A 20,313-nucleotide genomic window follows, 5' to 3' on the forward strand; every position below is an offset into this window, starting at 1 on the left:
GAATAATGGATGGGGCGGGTGAATGACCTGCCCCTTTTTTTGTTCGTTATTAACGGGATTTCTGAATGTGAGATTTGGGTTATGGCACGATCGAGGAGACGTTTCGGTGAAACTTCTCTACAGCGTCGGGTGAATCCCTTGGCTACTGGGAGAATGTCTCTATTTCTTCGCGCACGATTTGAGCTAATTTTTTCGCGGCTCCTGGCTCTCCACGCACGCTGCGGAGTTTGTCGCGCATCTGCTGTAGTTTTTCAGGGTGATTGAGAAAATCGAGGGCGAGGGCTGCTACGACTTTAGGCTGAAGCCGACCTACCAGTTCAGGAACAATTTCTTCGTTTGCCCATTTGTTGGGCCATGCTAATAATCCAATTCGCTGTAGGTAGAGCCAGTTGATGAGTTTCGCTACCGTTGACCCCACGCCGGGCAGGTTGGCAAGCAATCCAGGAATGCCATCCCAGGCGCGCATCGCATCAAGTTGCTGAGTCGGCGTTACGACAATCATCGGCACTGCTAAGGCTCCTAACTCGGCGGTGTTAGCTCCGATCGTCGTCAAACACAAGTCACACTGCGCCAGCAGCGAATACACCGGAATTCGTTCGGTTTGATTTTGCCAAAGCTCAACTCGCAAGCCGTTTTGCGTCTCTAGATAGGGACGTTCTGTGTCAGAGGCGGGCAACACTAATTGAGCGCTGACTCCCTCCACCAGCGGCAAAATCGGATTTTGCTGCGGATCGGCAAATCGAGCAAGGGTTTGTAAATCAAGCGTCGGTGCAACCGGAATCACAAATCGGGCGTGGGGACGATCGTGCCAAATCTGTTCAGCGATCGCCAATAAAAAAGGCACTCCTTGAGCAAGTTTGGCAGGCTTTGATCCAGGCAAAACGCCGATCAATTCCGAGAAGACAGGGTGAGACATCTCGTCTCTATCGACTGCCAGCGTCGCGACTTCTGCCATCAGATCGCCGACGACGGTTAATTTATGCGCCTGCTGTTGAGGGGCACGATCGACGATTTCTGAACGCATCACCCCAAAGCGATCGATCCAGCGATGCCATCGGGCTTCCCACTCGGCGTAGATCACCGTCCGATAACCCAACCGTTTGCCGAGAATCACAGTGAAAAACTGATCGCCTCCTAAAAACAGCACAATGCCGCGATCGTGCCAGTTCCAATCTTCAGCCGTTTTGCCTTGGAGTAAAAAAGGATAGAACCATTTAGCAGCCTGAACTCGATCGACTTCTGGATAGCTTAGAGCGATCTCAGCCTCTTGTCCGCTGGCATTGGGGCAAGGCGAAAGCACCACAGAAATGCGGACCAGGGCGCGATCGTTTCCTAAAATTTGCCGAAGCGATCGCACCACAGGCTTAACCCAGGTCGCGAGTTCTCCAGGTCCATTTGAGAGAATCAGAATATCAACTGGGTGAGATAACTCAGACATTTGTACATGCCAAACAGAGAAAAGACGATAAAACTTCTAGCCTCTATCTTCGCTTGAAGTCGCAAGTTTCAGGGCGGCAAGTTGGGCTTGGGCTTTGTGCAGTGATTCGTGCCATTCTCGCTCTGGGTCGCTGTCTGCCACAATGCCCGCGCCGACTTGCCCCCAAACAAGACTGGTTCCATCAGCTTGAGGGGCGTAAAGTAACGTCCGAATCAGGATGTTTAAGTCCAAATTTCCGCGCAGATCCAAATAGCCACACGACCCGTAAAACAAACTGCGGCGATCGGGTTCCAGCCTCTCAATAATCTCCAGGCAGCGCACTTTAGGGCAGCCCGTAATTGTGCCACCCGGAAAGACGGCTCGAATCAAATCAACTGCATTATATTGAGATTTTAGCGTTCCAACTACATTGCTAACTAAGTGCATAACGTGACTATAGCGCTCGATCGTCAGTAGTTCATCGACGATTACCGATCCCCATTCACAGACTCGTCCCAAATCGTTGCGTTCTAGATCCACCAACATGATGTGTTCGGCTTGTTCTTTCGCGTTGTCAATCAGCTCTTGAGCAAATTGATTATCTTGATCCGATGTGACTCCTCTTGGACGAGTTCCGGCGATCGGGCGAGTCTGGGCGTGTCGCCCCTGCAATTTCACCAATCGCTCAGGAGAACTGCTGATCACCGCTCCCCACGGAGTCTGCCAATAGCTAGCAAACGGCGACGGATTGATCGACTGCAACGCCTGATAAATCGACCAGCTATCGGCAGTGGTTTGAGTTTCAAATCTAAGCGATAAATTTGCCTGAAAAATATCTCCGGCTTGAATATGTTTTTTAGCTTGCAGAATGGCAGATTCATAATCGGTTTGCGATAGGTGAAATGCAGCCGATTTTGTAGCAGAAGATTGAGTCGAAACCTGTGGTTTTTTAGTCGTAGTTAATTGCCTCTGCATTCCATCAAGTTGACTGAATTCTGTTGCAGCTAACCACAAAATCTGCTGCTGATGGTCTAGAACTGCAAAGCAATCTGGCTCGTACCAAAACGCGATCGGAAACGGCAGCGCATCAGATTTGAGGTAAGGCAGTCGCTCAATTTCCCACGCCAAATCATAGCCCAGCCAGCCCAGCCAGCCGCCTGTGAATGGCAATTCAGAAACCCCAGCGACAACAGGTTTTGGACGATCGAGCAACTGTTGCAGAAACGGCAAAATTTCCCCGATCGCAGGAGTCCAGACTTGCGCCTTTCCGTCAACCACACGAGGCGCACCCGCACAGATTGAGTATCTCGCCAATGATTCATCAAACGGCGCGAGACCAGGACTTTCTAAAAGAGTCGCGATCGCTAAATCGTCTGACCCAAACAACGCTGCAAAGACATCGGAGCCAGTTTTTTGATTAAGCGGCAGCGATCGCCAGTGCCAAGGTGAAATGACATCCATCAACGAAGAAAATAGATAGTGCGTTCACGCAATCTATCAGATTGGGAGGTCAGTACCAAATCGACTCGCAAATGCGATCGACCACAAATTCACCCAACGCTGTAGAGACGTTTCGGTGAAACGTTTCATGTTTCGGTGGAACGTCTCATTGATTTCGCCATGCCTAAGAGACATTTGCGATTCAAATTCCTCTTGGTGTCCAATATGATGAGAGTTTGTTGTCGATCGGATTCAACTAAAGGAAAAGAAAATGTCGTGGACAGAGTTGAGCCTCAATACCACTCACGAGGCAGTTGATTGGGTCTGTACGTTGCTGTCTGAGGTTAACTACATGGGTGAAATCCAGATCGCAAATCACCCAAATCAGAAGGATTGGGCATTTACCATCTGTTTGTATCTCTCAAACGACATCGGCTCGATCGCTCAGATCGACAAAATCGCAGATTTACTTTCTCCCTTACATCGCACTGGACTCACGACCGCACTTGAAATCGCGACGATCGCTGAGAAACCGACAAAAGCGATCGATTCCCGCATTCATCGCATTGGACGGCGATTTGTGGTGCTTTCACCCGATAGTCCCTACCGATCGCAGCCAGATGACATTCTCTTAAAAATAGAAACGAGTTTGAGTTTCGGCAGTGGGTTTCATCCCGCGACCGTGCTCAGTCTGGAGTTAATCGAACGCCATGTCCGCCCAGCAATGAACGTCCTAGATCTCGGATGCGGCTCAGGAATTTTGAGTATCGCGATCGCTAAACTCGGAGCCACCGTCTTAGCTTTAGACAACGACAAAATTGCGGTGCAGTCTGCTCAACTCGCCATTCAGCAAAACGGAGTCGAGTCGCACGTCACCGTGATGGAAGGCAGCCTCGGACAGGGCAGCACTTTGGGACACTGGATGGGCGGCACTACGGCGGAAACGGTGCCGACGATCGAGCCGACTGCCACGTTTGACCTAATCGTTGCCAACATCTTTGCGCGAGTTCATATCGCTCTTGTACATGATTTTCGTCAAGCTCTCCGTCACAATCAATCAGGATTAGTGATCGCGGCTGGGTTCACGATCGACTATGCCGAAGAGCTAGCAAACGCCTTCACAGAGGCAGGTTTTGAAGAAGTTGATCGGGTGCGATCGCACGAATGGATTGCGATCGCCTATCGCTTAAAACTTTGAACTTCTAGAACACATCTTTTTGTTTCCGCAGGGCTGCAAACGTCGCCACCGGATCACGATCGCCCATTGCCCGTTTCACGTCTGGCTGATCCCATCGCAAAAACGGGTTCGTGCGCTTCTCAACCCCCAACCAGGCGGGAATAGTCGATTCATGATGACTCCGAGCCGTTTGAACGTCTGAAAAGCGCGATCGTAAGTCGGCATTGTCCCGCTCGATCGTCACCGCAAATTTCAAATTGTTCAGCGTGTACTCATGGGCGCACCAAACTCTCGTATTGTCTGGCAAAGCGCGAAGCTTGCTGAGGGAGTTCACCATTTGAGCGGGCGTTCCTTCAAACAATCTGCCGCAGCCTCCTGAAAATAGTGTGTCACCGCAAAAGAGTTCTCCCGGCTCGTCAGCAATTGTCGGCGGAAAGTAATAAGCGATGTGAGCGCGAGTGTGACCGGGAACAAACAGAACCTCGGCGGCTCGATCTCCAAACGTGACTCGATCGCCATCTTTCAAAAACACCGTCTGTCCGGGAATTCTGCCCCGATCGTGTTCGCCGCCATAGACGATCGCGTCTGGAAAGTAATGGAGCAAGTCTCGGTTGCCGCCCACATGATCGCCGTGATGATGGGTGTTAAAGATCGCAACCAATTGTGCGCCCAGTTCTTGAAGCTTTTGCAACACAGGCTGCGGTTCAGCCGGATCAACTACGGCGGCAACTTGAGAACTGGGATCATGCAGCAAGAAAATGTAATTGTCTGAGAGCGCAGAAATTCTGTAGACATCCATAAGTGATATTACGAGTAAAACCGTGTTTTCTCTAAGTGCAGGAGAGGTTGACTAGCGATATAAGGATTGAAAGAAGCGGCTTGATGAACTCTTTACAGTCTTTCACTCAACCTTTGTTCTATACAAGGTTTTTTTGGTCAACACTAAAGAGAACACCCCTAAAAACACCGAGTAAACGGCACGATCAATGGTACGAATCAGTCAAATCAGGAATATTGCATCCTTTAAGAAGACAACCGATCAGATTTTGAGTGTCAGGCAATTAAACTGTCAAGACTATGCTCAGATGGCTTCGCTTCTCCTCTCTAATCATAAGATCACCTCTCAAGAACGGCAGACGGTGAACCGCATTTTTGACTCAGTAAAAGAAGGTACCATTAAAGTTATTGAATAGCCTCATCCACGAGAGCAATTTTTAGTCTGATTGGAGTGATGTTAATGACACCGCTTGTTTCAATTATTGTCAATTGCTATAACCAGGGTCATTATCTCGATCGCTCTGTGAAAAGCGTCCTTTCGCAAACGCTGACCAATTTAGAGTGCATCATTATTGACGATGGTTCTACTGACAGCACTCGTCAGATTTCAGAATCTTTAATGGCGTTAGATTCGCGCGTCAGCTATTACTTTCAAGAGAATAGAGGGTTAGCCTCTGCTCGCAACTTTGGAGTGTCTAAAGCCAAAGGAGAATGGATTCAGTGTCTTGATGCTGATGATTGGATTCACGAAGACAAAACTAGATTTCAGCTAGAGCATTTAGCCGGATATGAAGACCAAGAGGTCGTCTTTTATTGCGACTACGATCGAGTGCTAATCGACCCCAACGACACGATTATTGACCGTCAGCCCCATATCATTGGTCACTTAACGAAAGAAGAATTGATCGAGCGTCTTTTGACTCCTGATTTTTTGTCGAGTTCTCCTCATCCCGCTCTTCAACAAGCGACGTTAATGCGAAAAAGCATTTTCTTAAAACATCCTTTGCAGGAAGGCTTGAAGGCAATGGTCGATCGCTACTTTGCGTTAGAAATTGCGTCTGAAGAGATTAGTTTTATCTATACTCCGCTAATCGGAGCCTTCTATACAAAGCATCAGTCCAACATGACAAATAGCTGGACTTATTTAGTGAAATCCTACGCTGATTTTTATCAAAGAGTGACAGATCAGCGTCCTAGTCTTATGCAATTTTGCCAGCGCAGCTTGACATTTTTCATCAACGATTCAATTAAAGAAAAAAATCAGACGCAATTTGAGCAATTTGCAAAGTTTGTTCAATTCCCAATCTATTTATTGGATGGAAAAATCAGAATTCGAGGTCGATCGAGCCTTAATTTAGCATTCATGATTCGACAGATAATTCCAACTACTCTGCTTTACGAAAAAACCGATAATTTGCCTCGGAAGATCTTGGGCATCTTATCAAAGCCTCTCGATCGGTTACTGTCTGTTAAAGGCGGGTGACTGATGGCTAAAGTCTCATTAGTCGTCAGTGACTTGTCGGGTGGCGGAGCGGTTCGAGCTTTTCTTCTAGCACAAGTTTTAAAAAAACTAACCTATCAAGTCGAAGTGGTCGGCTTTCAGTTTGGGCAAGAATTGTATGCGTCTCCTCCCGATGAAATTGCCGTCCATTCAGTTCCAGGAGGCAACTATCCGCAAGTCTTAAAAGCTGCCGCGCAACTCCTCAAAAAAATTGATGGCGATATCATTTACGCCGTTAAACCTAAACCGACCAGCTTTGGATTATCGCTGCTCAAAAAGCTGCAAACTCATCGTCCTCTCATGCTCGATATGGACGATTGGGAACTCAGTTGGCACGGAGGAGACGATTGGAATTATCGCCCTTCTCTTAAACAATTTTATCGAGATCTCTTTAAACAAAACGGTCAGTTAAGACACCCCGATCACGCGCTTTATGTGAAATGGACTGAGCAAATCGTCGATCGGGCAGATGCCGTGACGATCGACACTCAATTTCTCAAAAACCGCTTTGGTGGCGTTTATCTTCCCAATGGCAAAGACACCGATTTATTCAACCCTCATTCTTACGATCCCAAAACCGTTCGTAAACAGTATGGCTTGTCAGACTACAGGACGTTGATGTTTCCGGGGGCACCTCGACCGCATAAAGGGGTTGAAGATGTTTTAGTCGCATTAGACCAATTAAATGATCCGAGTCTGCGGCTGGTAATTATTGGCGGCAGCCCTTATGACAATTATGACGACACGCTGATCGATCGCTGGGGACGCTGGATCATTAAGCTCCCCAAACAACCCGTTGAGAAAATGCCAGAAATCGTCTCTGCGGCTCATATAGTCGTCGTTCCGCAGCGAGATACCCTCACGGCTCAGGCTCAATTTCCGCTTAAGCTCACCGACGGCATGGCAATGGCAAAGCCGATTCTATCTACGAACGTAGGCGACATTCCAGATATTCTCAACCACACAGGTTATTTAGTCGCGCCAAACTCACCCAACCAGTTGGCAGACAAAATTAAATGGATTTTTAATAACTTTGAAGAAGCCAGCGATCGAGGACTTCAAGCCAGAAAACGATGTGTCGAACTTTATAGCGTCGATGCAATGGCGGCAATCCTATCCAGTGTGATTTCAAGCCTATAAACCACTTTTTAATAACGGCACATCTAACCACTCTCCGAGATACGATCGCACCTCTTGAGAGAACTTTGATCGATGCTCAAAGCGATCGGTTCTCACTGGCTTACGATCTTCATCTAACATCCAACCATAGTCGCTGCCGAGGCGCAAATTACCCTGCCAGTCTGCGATCGAGACCATTAGCTGAGGAGCCGGAGAATTGTCATAGTCCTTGACGCGAAAGACGTAGTTAAAGCTATTTTGACTCGCCGCCGCCACCGTCGAAGGTTGCCCAAACTTCTCGGTCAACTTTGCGTTTACCTGCTCGACCAGTTCAGGAGTCGTCAAGTCCTCTAGTGTCCGCACTGCCATCGTTAACGCAAAATAAAATTCTTCAACCGGGACAAACTCAAGCTGCATAGTAATGGCGATCGTAGAGACTCTCTGAATTATCCTATGCGACGGGGCGATGGATTCAGCCAGCTTCTTCTCCAAAGCACCCAAATAACAGTCTTCACACTTTTTGATGCGCCAAATCTCTGATCAACGACAGTTTTGACTGAATGTAACTGCTGAGAATGGTGATTTCTTCAGGGTTTAGAGGTTGTTGAGTTCTCAATTGCCGCAGTAGCCACTGAACCAGACTAGCATCGTCTAGATTGAGAAGCAGCGCCGATTGAGTCGCTTCAACTAAAGACCATAGCTGACGGAGCATTAAAGGGGTCATGGAATTGCACACAACGATCGACCGAAGGAATTTCTCTGCATCAACCATACCGAATCTGACTGTACCTAGACTGAGAACACACAAGACGACATAAGAGTTACAAAAAGCTAATCAAGCGATCCATAACTTGATGTAGAATTAAAATCGCCACCCAAACTGTCTATACTCATACTGTTTGATGAGTGATACTGTAAGTACAGATATTCTAAATGGCGAACCCGGTGAAGCAGAGAAAAGCAAATCAATCTCAAGAAACCACTCCCTTGATGGATTTTAAACGTGCAGAGAAAGAGCCATTTATGTCAATGCTGCGAGAGTTGGCTCAGACCTATCAAGCCTTTTGTGCCTACGATGAGCCTCACATTCGCGAGTTAGGGCTGACTCCGCCTCAGTTTGATGTGATTGCAACCCTTGGCAACACGTCGGGCATGTTTATGAATCAACTGGCAGAAAAAACGCTGGTGACGAAAGGCACTCTGACCGGAATCATCGATCGCTTAGAGCAAAAAGGCTTAGTCCGGCGGAAAGTGCCGCCTGAAAATCGTCGATGTTTCCTGATTGTCTTGACTCCTGAAGGTGAGCGAGTCTTTGAAGACGTGTTTCCGGCACACATTTCTTATTTAAAAAAGCGGTTTGGTCAGCTCACCGAGTACGAGTTGACGCATATTAAATCAGCTCTGCAGCGACTGCGAGAGATTTTATAACCTCACCCTGCTTCAAGGGGCTGATCTGCCGCTACAGTAGAGGCGTATGTTGACTAGCAGCGATCGGAGATAAAGCGTGGATTCAATTCTAGAGCGGGCGAGTGAGCTAAAACAGGCATTGACCGATTTTGTCTTAGACGCTGAGGGAGACTTGGCGACGGCTCTAGAAACCTATTCAGCCGATCAATTAGCACGAGCTTCGCAATCGCAGCAAAAAGATCGCAAACAGCAAGATCTCGTGGTCGATACCTTTTTGACAGCGGGACAGGTTGGCAATAAAACGCCGCTAGAGTTATTTGCCGAGGGTGAATCGGGTTTGTCAGAGGGCGATCGTCAACTCCTTTCAAACTGGACGCGCAACTTCACAGGATTGTTTGCCATTCAGCAAATTTTGCCTGACGGTTTTGAGTTAATGAATTGGCTGACGATGAAAACCTATATCGTGAAGCCAAACAGTTCAGCAATGCTAGAGGACATGGCACGATTAAAGGTGGGAGAAATCGTAGTCACGCGAATCGCACCCGTTGAGGATTACTGGACATTCTTTAGCCCCTATCTGCAATTAGGGAACTTAGGAAAGCCAAAATTAGCCGTCGCGATCGGAAACTTTAAACAGAATCATAAATCTGATTTATATGGCGATGCGCCAGAGTTGTTAGAAGAAGCGTGGAAATCGGTCGATCGCTATCATCAAGATTTCCTAGACTTTTTTGGCAGTGATGAAGTGACCCTTCCGGGCTATCAACTCAGCAAAAAGATTCCTGAATTTCAAGAATTTCTTACCCAACGCCGACTGGATGAAGCCGGAATCGATAGCTCTAAATCGCTGTCAGAAATGGCTCAAGAAGCTGGAATGGGCGATGAGGAACTCGGAGACGTTGCCGAATCAATGGGATTGGATGCCCAAACCGCAGCCAAGCTGTTAAACAACAAAAATGCGGTCAAGATGGCGGCTCCTCAAGTTGACATTCCGGCTGATTTGAAAAAGGCAGAGCAGGTGACGGTGTTGGCTCACCCGCGCTGGGGACAGATGTTTTTGACGACTCACACTCAATTTATCAATCTGCTGGAGTCTGATGATTGGCAGAGCGTCAAAGGTGCCGATAAGCTGATTCGCAGTTATTTAGAGCAGTCCACCATTAACGCCTTTGTGTGGCATCGATTGGCAGAGACCTATCCCGCTCAATTACAAAAGGTTTTGAGAGAGTTTTTACAGCGTCCCGACTTTGATGTAAAGGCTGATTTAGACTCGCTGCTTCAGTCAAACCAGAAGCCTTTAGAACCAGAGCTTCCTGAAATTGCAAGTGTGCCGATTCACCTGCACGATCTCTTTCAAGAAGCCCTGGCAGAAGTGACGAAATCTCAAAAACCTAAAAGCGATAAAAAAGGCACTAAGGGATTTCAGCGCGCTTGATTGTCTAGAGTTTTCACTGTTAAAACCTGGGGTGGAGTGGCATCGGGCGGGTAAATCATGCCAAATTCTACCAGCCGTTGCTCTCCGGGTTTGAGGTTAAGCGTCACCAATGGGTCGCCTTGTTGACCCCGACGCAGCACCAAATGCACAGATCGCGTTTGCGGCAGTCCGGCATCATCTTTGTAGCGTAGTCGCACGGTGCCTCTAAAAAAAACTTGGCGAGCGGGGGGGTCAAAAAAGCGCAGTCCTTGTTTTGTGTCTTCTCGTTTTAATGGGTTTTCCAGGGCGATCGTCACGGTCTGATTCTGATTTGTAAAATTTCTCAACGGCATTGACAAGTTGTATTCAATCCCATAATTTCCGTGTGCCTCATACGCCGTGTCAGGATATCGCTTCAAAATCTTCGCATTTTGATTTTGCCCAGTGCCCATCGTGCCGCGATAAAGCAGACTCAGCCCATACGAAAACGCTTGACCGGGTTGGGGAATGGCGAGACGATCGCTGCCTTTGTCCACGAGTTGCCCCAACCACCGAGAACCCTGCGCGACACCAGCCACTCGCCCATAGTGAAACGCTCCATTTGCTGAGGTGGCAAGCGTGGCGGCTAGGTCGCGAGGTGTGGCTAAGTTGCCCTGATTTAATAAAGTTTGCCATTCCTGAAGAGTCGGCTCGCGTTCGGTGCCGTCTGAGTTTTGTTTGGCAAACATTCCCAAACTAGCAACATAAACCTTGCCATCGCTGCGAAGGTGCATCAGCGTCGATCGACCATTCAACGGCGGCGTTAACGGCTTGACCGGAATCGGCAAGTTCATCAACATCCGGCTTTCTCCCGGCGGAATCACAATCTGCGGCGGAAAGAGGTTTTGACGCTGCCCCCGCAATACGTCGCCCACTGCCCGACTACCGGGACCTGCAAACACCTTTCCCTGAGCGTTGTCTAGGTAAGAGGGCATCTCAACAAAGGGAGCATCGGGCTGACTGAGATAACTGGCGGCTTGCAGAATATCTAAAGTGACAGGCTTTAAACCGGGATTATGGATAATCACACCTAAATAAAGAGTCCGCAAATCCTGCGGAGTCAGAGCTTTAGCGATGTGATGGGTAAAGATATCAAAGCGTCCATCAAAGGCTTGATTGAGATGGGCAGAAGGCACCCGTTTGCCAATGGGCGAAAAGGTTGAAAGGAGAATGCCTTCGGTCTGCACCACTTCAGGGCTGTTGCTGTTAAACACCAAAACCGAGTCAAGTTGACCAGGCAGCGATCTGACTTCTTGCGGTCGGATAATCTCTTGCGGAGGCAGAATCGGAGTTGCTTGCGCCAAGGTCAAAATGGGTAGAAATGGCAACATTATCAGGCGTAGGGTCATTAAATTTGTTGTGAGCGGGTCTGATCATATCCTCTGCTGTGACGGGTTTTGTGAGTTCTCGGTTTCACGATGCAGAAGTTCTTAAAGAGGACAGGTAAATGATGTTCGATCCTCACCTGATTTATGATGAATTGACCGTGGTTGATTGACCTTGGTTAATATAGATCGACAGGCTTTTCGTTAATCCCCAAATTCCCATGTCTACTCCCCATAGCGGCGCTCAGATTCGGCAGCAGTTTCTTGATTTTTATGCAGAAAGAGGGCACAAGATTTTGCCCAGTGCCTCTTTGGTGCCCGAAGATCCGACCGTTTTGCTGACGATCGCCGGGATGCTTCCGTTTAAGCCGATCTTTTTGGGGCAGCGTCAGGCAGAGTTTCCGCGCGCAACTACGTCTCAGAAGTGCATTCGCACCAACGATATTGAGAATGTGGGACGCACGGCACGACACCACACGTTTTTTGAGATGCTGGGCAATTTCAGCTTTGGCGATTATTTTAAATCTCAAGCGATCGCGTGGGCATGGGAGCTTTCAACAAAGGTCTATAGCCTGCCGCCAGACCGATTAGTGGTCAGTGTCTTTGAAGAAGATGATGAAGCGTTTGCGATCTGGCGGGATGAAATTGGCATTCCTGCCCATCGAATTCAGCGCATGGGGGAGAAAGATAATTTTTGGGTGTCGGGTCCGACGGGTCCGTGTGGTCCGTGTTCTGAGATTTATTACGACTTCCATCCAGAAAAGGGCGACGATATCGATTTAGAAGACGACACTCGGTTTATTGAGTTTTATAACCTGGTGTTTATGCAATATAACCGCGATGCTGAGGGCAATCTCACCCCGTTGCAAAACCAGAATATCGACACGGGCTTAGGCTTAGAGCGGATGGCACAAATTCTGCAAAAAGTGCCCAACAACTACGAGACAGATTTGATTTTTCCGATCGTCCAAACTGCTGCCTCGATCGCCAAAGTTGATTACGCTCAAGCTGACCCGTCTACAAAAGTTTCGCTGAAAGTCATTGGCGATCACGTTCGCTCAGTCGTTCACATGATTTCGGATGGCATTACTGCCAATAACGAAGGTCGAGGTTATGTGCTGCGTCGTCTAATTCGTCGCGTCGTGCGTCACGGGCGATTGATTGGCATTAACCAAGACTTTACGACTCAGGTTGCAGAAACGGCGATCGCGCTGTCTGAATTGGCGTATCCCAAAGTGCGGCAAAAAGCAGACACGATTAAAAATGAACTGCAAAAAGAAGAATCTCGATTCCGTGAAACGCTGGAGCGGGGCGAAAAACTGCTCGATGAGATTCTATCTCGCGTCACAGCAATTCAGATTTCGGATCAAGGTGTGTCCCTTCTTCACGACGATTATGAGATTTCGGGTCAAGATGCGTTCATCCTGTATGACACCTATGGATTCCCGCTAGAGCTAACGCAAGAAGTGGCTGAAGAGAAAGGCTTAACCGTGGATGTAGCCGGATTTGAAGCTGAAATGAAAGCTCAACGCGAACGCGCAAAGGCGGCACATAAGACGATCGACCTCACGGTTCAAGGCACGTTGGATGAACTCGCGCAACGCATTCACGCGACTGAATTCCTCGGCTACACTCAGCCATCAAGCCAAGCCACGATCGAAGTCTTGCTCATAGAGGGTGAACAGGTTGAAGCTGCCGACGCGGGAACTCAAGTTCAAGTGATTTTGAATCAGACTCCTTTTTATGCAGAGTCGGGCGGACAGGTGGGCGATCGCGGCTATCTCTCCGGCGATTCTGTCCTGGTGCGAGTCGAAGATGTGAAAAAAGAATCCGCCTTCTCGGTGCATTTTGGGCGCGTTGAGCGGGGCACTCTGCACGTCGGGGACACCGTAACCGCTCAAATTGATCTGGCGTGTCGTCGTCGAGTTCAGGCGCATCACACCGCCACTCACCTGCTGCAAGCCGCGCTAAAGAAGATTGTCGATGACGGCATTTCTCAAGCTGGATCGCTGGTGTCCTTCGATCGGCTCCGCTTCGATTTCAACTGTCCGCGCACGATCACGGCTGCCGAAGTTCAGCAAATCGAAGAGCAAGTCAACACCTGGATTGCCGAGGCACACATCGCCACCACGCATGTCATGGGTCTGACCGAGGCAAAAGAAAGAGGCGCGATCGCTATGTTTGGCGAAAAATATAGCGATACCGTCCGAGTGCTAGATGTTCCGGGCGTGTCGATGGAGCTTTGTGGTGGAACTCACGTCAGCAACACCGCAGAAATCGGCATCTTCAAAATCGTCTCCGAATCTGGAGTCGCCGCAGGCATTCGTCGCATTGAAGCGATCGCCGGAACCGCCGTTTTAGAATACCTGAACGTGCGGGACAGCATTGTGCGCGAGTTGAGCGATCGCTTCAAAGTCAAACCCGACGAAATCCCCGATCGCATCACCGCTTTGCAAACCGAACTCAAAACCACGCAAAAACAACTCGAAGCGCTCAAAGGGCAACTCGCGTTTGCCAAAGCCGACCAACTGCTCACCCAAACCGATTCGATCGGCGACTTCAAGATTCTAGTCGCCCAACTCGACTCGATCGATCCCGAATCGCTCAAGACTGCTGCCGAACAACTGCTGCAAAAGCTCGGCGAAGGAGCCGTCGTGTTGGGCTCTGTGCCCGAAGACGGCAAAGTCAGCTTGGTGGCGGCATTTAGCCCTGCGGTCGTCAAAAAAGGATTGCAGGCGGGGAAACTGGTGGGCGCGATCGCGAAACTCTGCGGCGGCGGCGGCGGCGGTCGTCCTAATCTCGCTCAGGCGGGCGGACGCGATGCCAGCAAACTGCCCGATGCGTTGGCAGAGGCTCACAATCAGCTACTCGCTGGCTTGAGTTAATCTGAAGGGAACGATGTTGATAAATTAGATAACCCAATGGGCGACTTTTCTGAAACACCCGCAAAGACTGCCCTCACCCTGCCTGCTAGTAAAAACAAGGACAAATAAATCTGTAAAATCGTCAATCAAACAGATGTAATAAGCGATCGCCAAATGACTAAAGTCAAACTTTGGAGAGCAGCGCCATGACGCAATTACTCACAAAAACTATTGACCAGCGCATTGTTATGCGTGGGACATGGGAGAAATTTAAACTAATGCAGCAGGTCTCGGAGGATTCCCCCGGTATACGGCTGTCGTTTTATCAGGGAACGATCGAACTGCTTATGCCGGGACAAGACCACGAGATTTTTGGCTGCGTCATTGGTGCGCTTCTATTCAACTTCCTTGCTCACAAAGGCATCTTCTTTTTGCCCACTGGGTCGATGACACAAGAGAGAGAGGGAACAGCTTCGGTTCAGGCAGATAAATCTTTCTGTATTGGCAGTAGAAAGCCCATTCCTGATTTGTCGATCGAGGTCATTTTTACGAGTGGCAGTGAGACCAAGTTAGCCTTGTATCGAGCGTTGGGAGTTGCCGAAGTTTGGTTTTGGCAAGATGGCGTATTGAGACTTCACCATCTGAGAGAAGATGGATACCAGCGCATTGATCGTAGTGAACTACCGGGATTAAAAGACCTTGATATCGAACTGTTAAAGCGATGTATTCTGATTGCTGAGACGGACCCTGGTGAAGCTGCTAGAGTTTTTCAGCGAGGAACCGTCCAATGACCGGAATTAACAGTATTGATCGTTATTCACAAAAGCATTGTTAATGGCATGGAGATCAACCATCGCGTTATGTTGATATCTTGAATCGTCAGGATGACATCAAGATTAGTCGGGATGGATCTAATTTCACAAACCAGGGGAACGATCGCGCCTTCACCATCAGCCAAGTTTCTTTAAAGACTTCTGCTTGCAGATGATAGTCCTGAGTGTGAGTCGGCGGCTCGTTGAATTTGAGAAACACGGTCATGCGGTGAGGCGTTTCGCTGGTTTTGACGAGCCAGCAGGGACAAAGATTTGGCTCGCTGTGAGCGCTATTAGACTCGACAAAAACAATTTGATGCGCACGAATTCCGACATAAGCGAGAGATGGGGGAAGTGACTCTGAAATCGTCAGGCGAATGCCCCACTCGATCGCCATAATTTCGCTACTAGAAATCGCGATCGCGCGTGCAAAGTTTTTACAACCCGTTAATTGAGCTACTGTGTAAGACTCGGGACGATCGAAGATGTCGTGTTTGGCTCCTTGAGCGATCGTTTGTCCGCGATCGAGCACGCATAAAGTCGGACACACGCGATATGCCTCTTCTAAGTTGTGCGTCACCAACACGGTTACTCCCGCATATTCAGCGAGTCGGGTAATCATCTGCTGCTCGATTTGACTTCGCAAAAACGTGTCGAGGGCTGAAAAGGGTTCGTCAAGTAAGAGGGCTTCAGGTTGACTCGCTAACGCTCTGGCTAACGCCACTCGCTGCTGCTGTCCGCCAGAAAGTTGATGAGGGTAGCGATCGCCAAATCCTTCTAAATGGACGGCGGCTAATTGTAGGTGAACCTGTTGTTGTGCCTCGCTTGATAACAACTTTGGTAAACCGAACGCAATATTTTGCGCCACCGTCATGTGGGGAAACAGCGCATAGTTTTGCACTAAGAATCCGATGCGGCGATCGCGGCTCGGAAGATTAATGCCGCGCTTTGAATCAAATAAGACGCGCCCATTCAGGATGATTTGCCCCCGATCGGGCGTTTCCACTCCAGAAATACAGCGCAAAATCATACTCTTGCCTGCTCCTGAAGCGCCCAGTAGACCGAGAGGATCTTGGTTTGCTGTGAAGGAGACGTTGAGATCAAAGTCAGAGAGTAATTTCTGAATGTCAACCGAGAGGAAGGAGGGATTTTTTTGACTCGGTTTGCCCAAAGAAAGCAGGGGTTTTTCTGACTTGGTTCGTTCAAAGGAAGCAGGAATCTCTCGATCGCTCCGCCTCTGTGTCCTTGGAGTTCGCCAGAGATTGACAGCAAAAATTCCAGAGAGTGAAATGCAGAGAATGACGATCGTCCAAAATGCTGCTTCAGTGGTTGCACCCGCTTCAACTGCAAAATAAATTGCCATCGGAATCGTCTGTGTTTCTCCGGGAATGTTACCCGCTAACATCAGAGTTGCGCCAAACTCGCCCAACGCACGAGCGAACGTCAGCATCGTTCCGGCGAGAATGCCAGAGAGTGAAAGTGGAAAAAGAATGCGGCGGAAAATCGTCCATTCTGATGCGCCTAATGTTTTAGCAACGTTCAAATAATTAGAATCGATTTGTTCAAACGCGCCTAATGCAGTGCGATACATTAGCGGAAACGAGACCACGATCGCAGCGATAACGGCTCCATACCAACTAAAAACAACGCTGAAATTAAGAGGAAGTAAAAGCTGACCGAGTACGCCATTCTTACCAAATAGCAGCAGTAGTAGGAATCCAACGACAGTCGGCGGAAGAATCAGTGGAGCAATGAAAATTCCTTCCAGTAATGCCTTCCCTTTGCCGCAATAGTTCAGCATCCAGTAAGCGACTGCAATGCCAACAAAAAAAGTGACGATCGTCGCAAAGAACGCCGTCTTTAACGAAATCCAAAGTGGAGATAAATCGGAAGGCACGACTAAAGCCATTTAGTTCGCCACGATAAACCCGTACTTTCTGAACACTGACTTCGCTTGATTGCTCTCTAAGAAGCGCACAAACTCTTTCGCTGCCTGCGGATTTTTGCTACTTTTTAGCACCGCGATCGGGTAAACGATCGGAGAATGATACGTCTCGGATGCGATCGCGGCGACCTTCACTTTGTTCGAGATTTTGGTATCGGTGATATAAACCAATCCAGCGTCTGCATTCCCGCTCTCGACGGCGGCTAACACCTGACGCACATTGTTGGCGTAAACAAATTTAGGCTTCAATGCATCATAAATCTTTAGCGTCTGGAAAACCTGCACCGCATATTGTCCGGCAGGAACGCTGCGAGGCTCTCCGATCGCGACCCGTTTGATGGTTGAATTCTGTAAGCTGCTGAAACTCGTTACGCCTTGCGAGTTAGTCGGCACAATCAAAGCCAGCCGATTTTTCACCAGGTCGTCGCGCGTTCCGGGCAGCAATCCCCCACTTTTCTCCAACGTATCCATTTGCTGCTTGGCTGCCGAAATGAAGATGTCAGCCGGGGCACCATTCTGGATTTGTTGCAGCAGTGCGCCCGATGCTCCGAGGTTGTAAGTCAGCGTCACATTGGGTTTGCTCTTTTGATATAAGGGCTTAATCTCCTCCAAACTGTCCTTGAGACTAGCGGCGGCGGAAATTAGCAAAGGGGTTTGAGATTGAGCGGTCGCGAGAGTTGGTATTATCAACCCCAATGCCAGTACGATCGTCAAACCTGTCAAGACAGTTCCGAGGAAAGGCAGAAGGCGACTTCGTTTCATAAAACCACCACACAATAAGAGTTGGAGTAAACAATGGACACGTTGGTAAATCATACCAACCTCGCCAAACATTACCAACTAAATTGGTAGACTATGCCTAGAAAAGACCAGGGATGGATCACGTTTCAAGCGACTGACGAAGAACGGCAACTGCTAGAAGAAATTTGCCAGCAGACTCACCGTACCAAAACTGAAGTTCTACGAGAATTGGTGCGAGGGTTAGGACAACCTTCTCCTGTCGAAGTCCATCACAAACCAACCAAAGTGCAACCGACTTCAGAAAACTTGATTCCCCTTCCAGCCCTTCCGATCGATTCTAAAAAAGCTTTAAGAGTGAGTTCACGAAATGTCTTGAAAGGAGTCGTGAAGCGCGTCGTTATGGGAGCCGTGAATAGCGAAGTGACCCTGGAAATCGTCCATCAAGTGGAATTAGTCTCAATCATCACCCGCACCTCGGTTGAAGAATTAGAGTTGAGCGAGGGAAAAGAAGCCTACGCGGTGATCAAATCCAGCGATGTCGTGATCGCAACGGATTAGCGCTTAGACGGGAAAACAAATTGCGACTCTGAGTTCCCAAAATCAGCACGTCGGATTGGTGAGCCGTCGCCATCTTTAAGATTCCATCAAGCGTTCTTCCTGACTGCACCTCGACTTTGATGGTTGCTCCTTTAGGAACTTGTCTTAAAGCTGTAGAGAGAAGGTTCTGAGGATCGTGAATTAAATGACCTGTAAAACTTGTAGGCGACTTCTGCCCTCCTCACGAAGTGGGGCAAGCCCTCGCCAACCCTTCTCCTTAGGGAGAAGGGAGCTAGAGTTCCAGTTCCCTCTCCTTGGGGAGAGGGCTAGGGTGAGGGCAGAAAATTGCACCTTAATCAGTCCACGTTCCTTAGCACGATCGGTTCTCTTCACATCCGCTTGAGGAATATTCTCATCTTCTGGAAACAGGACAATGTGTAGAAACACAATATCAGTCATGCCACCCGCCACCAAATTCGGAACACACTCAACTAAACGCTGTAAACCGTCGCTCAAATCGGTGCAGATGAGAGGACGTTGAAACATCAGTGAATCGACCTGCTGAAGGGATTGCTTGGCGCTTTTTTCACAGTGGCATTCTCTCAGAAAAGTCATTCGTCGTACGGATTACTCACCCTCAATTACAAATTTAGACACCCGCAAATCGAGGACATTCTTGACTAAACTGAAAGGGCAACCGCGTAGAGATATCCGATCGGAGAAAAGATGTTGACCAGTTTGCAGACGTTTGAACTTGAGACCACCGAAACGCTGGTGCAGTTGTCGATTTTGCTATTTTTAGTCGTAGTCGTTGGCTTTTTCGTCGCGGCTGAGTTAGCGATCGTCTCTGCCTCAAAGAGCGAAATCTATAGTCTGTCTCAAAAAACCGACGATCCCCGCACTAGCAAAGCGGCTGAATTAGTTCATCACGCTCAAACCAATCTAGAGCAATATCTCTCGGTGACGCAAACGGGCACAACTGCCGGAAGTTTGCTTTTAGGATGGTTAGGTGAAGGCGCAACCGTTCACTGGATCGAACCTTGGATTAGTCGAATTCCGATCGATCGTTTGCCTGTGATGATCACCTCTCACGTAATCGCGGCGGCGGTTGCCTTTTTGCTCGTCACCTATGTCGAGATTCTGTTAGGTGAGTTAGTCCCCAAAGTTTTGGCAGCGAATGCTCCTGAAGAAACGGCGCTGATGCTGATTCGCCCACTAGAGTTTTCGTCTCGCTTATTTTTCCCGGCACTGGTGGTTCTCAATGCCAGTGTAAGGCTCTTAACAGGGAGAGTGGTCCGCAGACCAAAACCCGCGTTTCTATCCGCTTCTGAGGCTCCTTTAGTCCAAAACGACGCTCACTCTGCGCTGATTGTTGGCTCTTTAGATTTGCCCACCATCAACGAAAAATTAGGGGTCAGTCTGCCCATTCAGGAGACATATGTGACCCTGGCGGGATTCATGATTCATCAATTAGGGCGAGTTCCATCTCAGGGCGATCGCGTTCAGTGGAGCGAGTTAGAACTAGAGGCGGTTCGCGTCACCGACGATCGGGTTGAAACCATTTTGCTGCGTCAAATCACTCGTCCGCTCATCAACCTCTCTGCCGAGCCAGTATTAGTCGAAGAATCTCTGGCTTCTAGCCCCTAGCCTCTTGTACTCTAGGGGCGGAACGGCGATCAGAACACTTGGCTGGGCAACTCCGATCGCTAGGCATTGAGTCAAAAGCTTAAACTATAAAACTCCATGTTCTATCTCTTCTAGGTAGATGAACTCAGGCGCTTTCACATCTGCTTTCTTT

The 20,313-nt window shown here is 48.7% G+C and carries 19 protein-coding genes; 9 read left to right on the forward strand and 10 right to left on the reverse strand.

Features of this window, described 5'->3' with window-relative positions; all coding sequences use genetic code 11:
• Positions 1 to 142: 142 nt before the first annotated feature.
• Genes A8707_RS07250 through A8707_RS29570 form a run of 3 tightly spaced genes read right to left on the reverse strand, consistent with a single transcriptional unit; the run spans position 143 to position 3,052 of the window.
• Positions 143 to 1,438: a glycosyltransferase family protein gene (locus A8707_RS07250; RefSeq protein WP_068816137.1), complete on the reverse strand. Its 1,296-nt coding sequence runs from the start codon at positions 1,436 to 1,438 to the stop codon at positions 143 to 145.
• Positions 1,439 to 1,474: 36 nt separating this feature from the next.
• Positions 1,475 to 2,878: an anthranilate synthase component I gene (locus A8707_RS07255; protein WP_068816138.1), complete on the reverse strand. Its 1,404-nt coding sequence runs from the start codon at positions 2,876 to 2,878 to the stop codon at positions 1,475 to 1,477.
• A 36-nt stretch (positions 2,879 to 2,914) separates the two neighbouring features.
• Entirely contained in the window at positions 2,915 to 3,052 is a 138-nt protein-coding gene (locus A8707_RS29570; protein ID WP_156518407.1) for a hypothetical protein, read from the reverse strand.
• Positions 3,053 to 3,128: 76 nt separating this feature from the next.
• Here A8707_RS29570 and A8707_RS07260 point away from each other — a divergent pair, with 76 nt between their 5' ends.
• Complete coding sequence (locus A8707_RS07260) at positions 3,129 to 4,055, forward strand: 50S ribosomal protein L11 methyltransferase (protein WP_068816139.1); 927 nt, start codon at positions 3,129 to 3,131, stop codon at positions 4,053 to 4,055.
• Positions 4,056 to 4,059: 4 nt separating this feature from the next.
• Here the strand turns inward: A8707_RS07260 and gloB are convergent, their stop codons facing one another.
• Positions 4,060 to 4,833, reverse strand: a complete 774-nt coding sequence (gene gloB, locus A8707_RS07265; protein WP_068816140.1) for a hydroxyacylglutathione hydrolase — start codon at positions 4,831 to 4,833, stop codon at positions 4,060 to 4,062.
• A gap of 438 nt (positions 4,834 to 5,271) precedes the next feature.
• On the opposite strand from gloB, the gene A8707_RS07275 reads away from it, so the two are divergent.
• Positions 5,272 to 6,294: a glycosyltransferase family 2 protein gene (locus tag A8707_RS07275; RefSeq protein ID WP_068816142.1), complete on the forward strand. Its 1,023-nt coding sequence runs from the start codon at positions 5,272 to 5,274 to the stop codon at positions 6,292 to 6,294.
• A gap of 3 nt (positions 6,295 to 6,297) precedes the next feature.
• On the forward strand, positions 6,298 to 7,452 hold the full coding sequence (locus A8707_RS07280; protein WP_068816143.1) for a glycosyltransferase family 4 protein: 1,155 nt from the start codon (positions 6,298 to 6,300) through the stop codon (positions 7,450 to 7,452).
• Here A8707_RS07280 and A8707_RS07285 read toward each other — a convergent pair.
• Together A8707_RS07285 and A8707_RS07290 are read right to left on the reverse strand one after the other, a co-directional pair.
• On the reverse strand, positions 7,447 to 7,848 hold the full coding sequence (locus A8707_RS07285; RefSeq protein WP_068816144.1) for a hypothetical protein: 402 nt from the start codon (positions 7,846 to 7,848) through the stop codon (positions 7,447 to 7,449). The genes A8707_RS07280 and A8707_RS07285 overlap by 6 nt on opposite strands.
• Before the next feature lie 94 nt (positions 7,849 to 7,942).
• The gene (locus A8707_RS07290) at positions 7,943 to 8,155 is read right to left on the reverse strand and encodes a hypothetical protein (RefSeq protein WP_068816181.1); all 213 of its coding nucleotides are present in this window, start codon (positions 8,153 to 8,155) and stop codon (positions 7,943 to 7,945) included.
• A gap of 209 nt (positions 8,156 to 8,364) precedes the next feature.
• Here A8707_RS07290 and A8707_RS07295 point away from each other — a divergent pair, with 209 nt between their 5' ends.
• On the forward strand, positions 8,365 to 8,859 hold the full coding sequence (locus tag A8707_RS07295; RefSeq protein ID WP_231947968.1) for a MarR family winged helix-turn-helix transcriptional regulator: 495 nt from the start codon (positions 8,365 to 8,367) through the stop codon (positions 8,857 to 8,859).
• Between the two features lie 76 nt (positions 8,860 to 8,935).
• Entirely contained in the window at positions 8,936 to 10,273 is a 1,338-nt protein-coding gene (locus A8707_RS07300; protein WP_068816145.1) for a hypothetical protein, read from the forward strand.
• Here the strand turns inward: A8707_RS07300 and A8707_RS07305 are convergent.
• Positions 10,261 to 11,640: a DUF3370 domain-containing protein gene (locus A8707_RS07305; protein WP_068816146.1), complete on the reverse strand. Its 1,380-nt coding sequence runs from the start codon at positions 11,638 to 11,640 to the stop codon at positions 10,261 to 10,263. The genes A8707_RS07300 and A8707_RS07305 overlap by 13 nt on opposite strands.
• Before the next feature lie 197 nt (positions 11,641 to 11,837).
• Here A8707_RS07305 and alaS point away from each other — a divergent pair, with 197 nt between their 5' ends.
• Positions 11,838 to 14,501: an alanine--tRNA ligase gene (alaS, locus tag A8707_RS07310; RefSeq protein ID WP_068816147.1), complete on the forward strand. Its 2,664-nt coding sequence runs from the start codon at positions 11,838 to 11,840 to the stop codon at positions 14,499 to 14,501.
• Positions 14,502 to 14,686: 185 nt separating this feature from the next.
• Positions 14,687 to 15,271 carry a Uma2 family endonuclease gene (locus A8707_RS07315; protein ID WP_068816148.1) on the forward strand — a complete coding sequence of 195 codons (585 nt, stop codon included), beginning with the start codon at positions 14,687 to 14,689 and terminating at the stop codon, positions 15,269 to 15,271.
• A gap of 88 nt (positions 15,272 to 15,359) precedes the next feature.
• Here the strand turns inward: A8707_RS07315 and modB are convergent, their stop codons facing one another.
• Together modB and modA are read right to left on the reverse strand one after the other, a co-directional pair.
• Positions 15,360 to 17,201 (reverse strand): molybdate ABC transporter permease subunit, encoded by a 1,842-nt coding sequence (modB, locus tag A8707_RS07320; protein ID WP_197484671.1) that lies wholly within the window; start codon positions 17,199 to 17,201, stop codon positions 15,360 to 15,362.
• Positions 17,202 to 17,999, reverse strand: coding sequence for a molybdate ABC transporter substrate-binding protein (gene modA, locus A8707_RS07325; protein ID WP_068816149.1), 798 nt, complete (start codon positions 17,997 to 17,999; stop codon positions 17,202 to 17,204). It lies immediately after the preceding gene.
• A gap of 93 nt (positions 18,000 to 18,092) precedes the next feature.
• Here modA and A8707_RS29575 point away from each other — a divergent pair, with 93 nt between their 5' ends.
• On the forward strand, positions 18,093 to 18,536 hold the full coding sequence (locus tag A8707_RS29575; RefSeq protein WP_068816150.1) for a TOBE domain-containing protein: 444 nt from the start codon (positions 18,093 to 18,095) through the stop codon (positions 18,534 to 18,536).
• 180 nt (positions 18,537 to 18,716) lie between these two features.
• Here A8707_RS29575 and A8707_RS28980 read toward each other — a convergent pair whose 3' ends face one another.
• On the reverse strand, positions 18,717 to 19,130 hold the full coding sequence (locus A8707_RS28980; protein ID WP_068816151.1) for a hypothetical protein: 414 nt from the start codon (positions 19,128 to 19,130) through the stop codon (positions 18,717 to 18,719).
• A gap of 111 nt (positions 19,131 to 19,241) precedes the next feature.
• Between A8707_RS28980 and A8707_RS07340 the strand changes: the two genes are divergently transcribed.
• Positions 19,242 to 20,162: a CNNM domain-containing protein gene (locus tag A8707_RS07340; protein WP_231947969.1), complete on the forward strand. Its 921-nt coding sequence runs from the start codon at positions 19,242 to 19,244 to the stop codon at positions 20,160 to 20,162.
• Positions 20,163 to 20,313: the final 151 nt, after the last annotated feature.

This window comes from Phormidesmis priestleyi BC1401 (assembly GCF_001650195.1).
Classification (GTDB): domain Bacteria; phylum Cyanobacteriota; class Cyanobacteriia; order Leptolyngbyales; family Leptolyngbyaceae; genus Phormidesmis_A; species Phormidesmis_A priestleyi_B.

Excerpts from the sequence above, each read along its gene's own strand:
- A8707_RS07250 (WP_068816137.1), bottom strand. The coding sequence starts at position 1,438 with ATGTCTGAGTTATCTCACCCAGTTGATATTCTGATTCTCTCAAATGGA.
- A8707_RS07255 (WP_068816138.1), bottom strand. The coding sequence starts at position 2,878 with ATGGATGTCATTTCACCTTGGCACTGGCGATCGCTGCCGCTTAATCAA.
- A8707_RS29570 (WP_156518407.1), bottom strand. The coding sequence starts at position 3,052 with ATGTCTCTTAGGCATGGCGAAATCAATGAGACGTTCCACCGAAACATG.
- A8707_RS07260 (WP_068816139.1), top strand. The coding sequence starts at position 3,129 with ATGTCGTGGACAGAGTTGAGCCTCAATACCACTCACGAGGCAGTTGAT.
- gloB (WP_068816140.1), bottom strand. The coding sequence starts at position 4,833 with ATGGATGTCTACAGAATTTCTGCGCTCTCAGACAATTACATTTTCTTG.
- A8707_RS07275 (WP_068816142.1), top strand. The coding sequence starts at position 5,272 with ATGACACCGCTTGTTTCAATTATTGTCAATTGCTATAACCAGGGTCAT.
- A8707_RS07280 (WP_068816143.1), top strand. The coding sequence starts at position 6,298 with ATGGCTAAAGTCTCATTAGTCGTCAGTGACTTGTCGGGTGGCGGAGCG.
- A8707_RS07285 (WP_068816144.1), bottom strand. The coding sequence starts at position 7,848 with ATGCAGCTTGAGTTTGTCCCGGTTGAAGAATTTTATTTTGCGTTAACG.
- A8707_RS07290 (WP_068816181.1), bottom strand. The coding sequence starts at position 8,155 with ATGACCCCTTTAATGCTCCGTCAGCTATGGTCTTTAGTTGAAGCGACT.
- A8707_RS07295 (WP_231947968.1), top strand. The coding sequence starts at position 8,365 with ATGGCGAACCCGGTGAAGCAGAGAAAAGCAAATCAATCTCAAGAAACC.
- A8707_RS07305 (WP_068816146.1), bottom strand. The coding sequence starts at position 11,640 with ATGACCCTACGCCTGATAATGTTGCCATTTCTACCCATTTTGACCTTG.
- alaS (WP_068816147.1), top strand. The coding sequence starts at position 11,838 with ATGTCTACTCCCCATAGCGGCGCTCAGATTCGGCAGCAGTTTCTTGAT.
- A8707_RS07315 (WP_068816148.1), top strand. The coding sequence starts at position 14,687 with ATGACGCAATTACTCACAAAAACTATTGACCAGCGCATTGTTATGCGT.
- modB (WP_197484671.1), bottom strand. The coding sequence starts at position 17,201 with ATGGCTTTAGTCGTGCCTTCCGATTTATCTCCACTTTGGATTTCGTTA.
- modA (WP_068816149.1), bottom strand. The coding sequence starts at position 17,999 with ATGAAACGAAGTCGCCTTCTGCCTTTCCTCGGAACTGTCTTGACAGGT.
- A8707_RS29575 (WP_068816150.1), top strand. The coding sequence starts at position 18,093 with ATGCCTAGAAAAGACCAGGGATGGATCACGTTTCAAGCGACTGACGAA.
- A8707_RS28980 (WP_068816151.1), bottom strand. The coding sequence starts at position 19,130 with ATGACTTTTCTGAGAGAATGCCACTGTGAAAAAAGCGCCAAGCAATCC.
- A8707_RS07340 (WP_231947969.1), top strand. The coding sequence starts at position 19,242 with ATGTTGACCAGTTTGCAGACGTTTGAACTTGAGACCACCGAAACGCTG.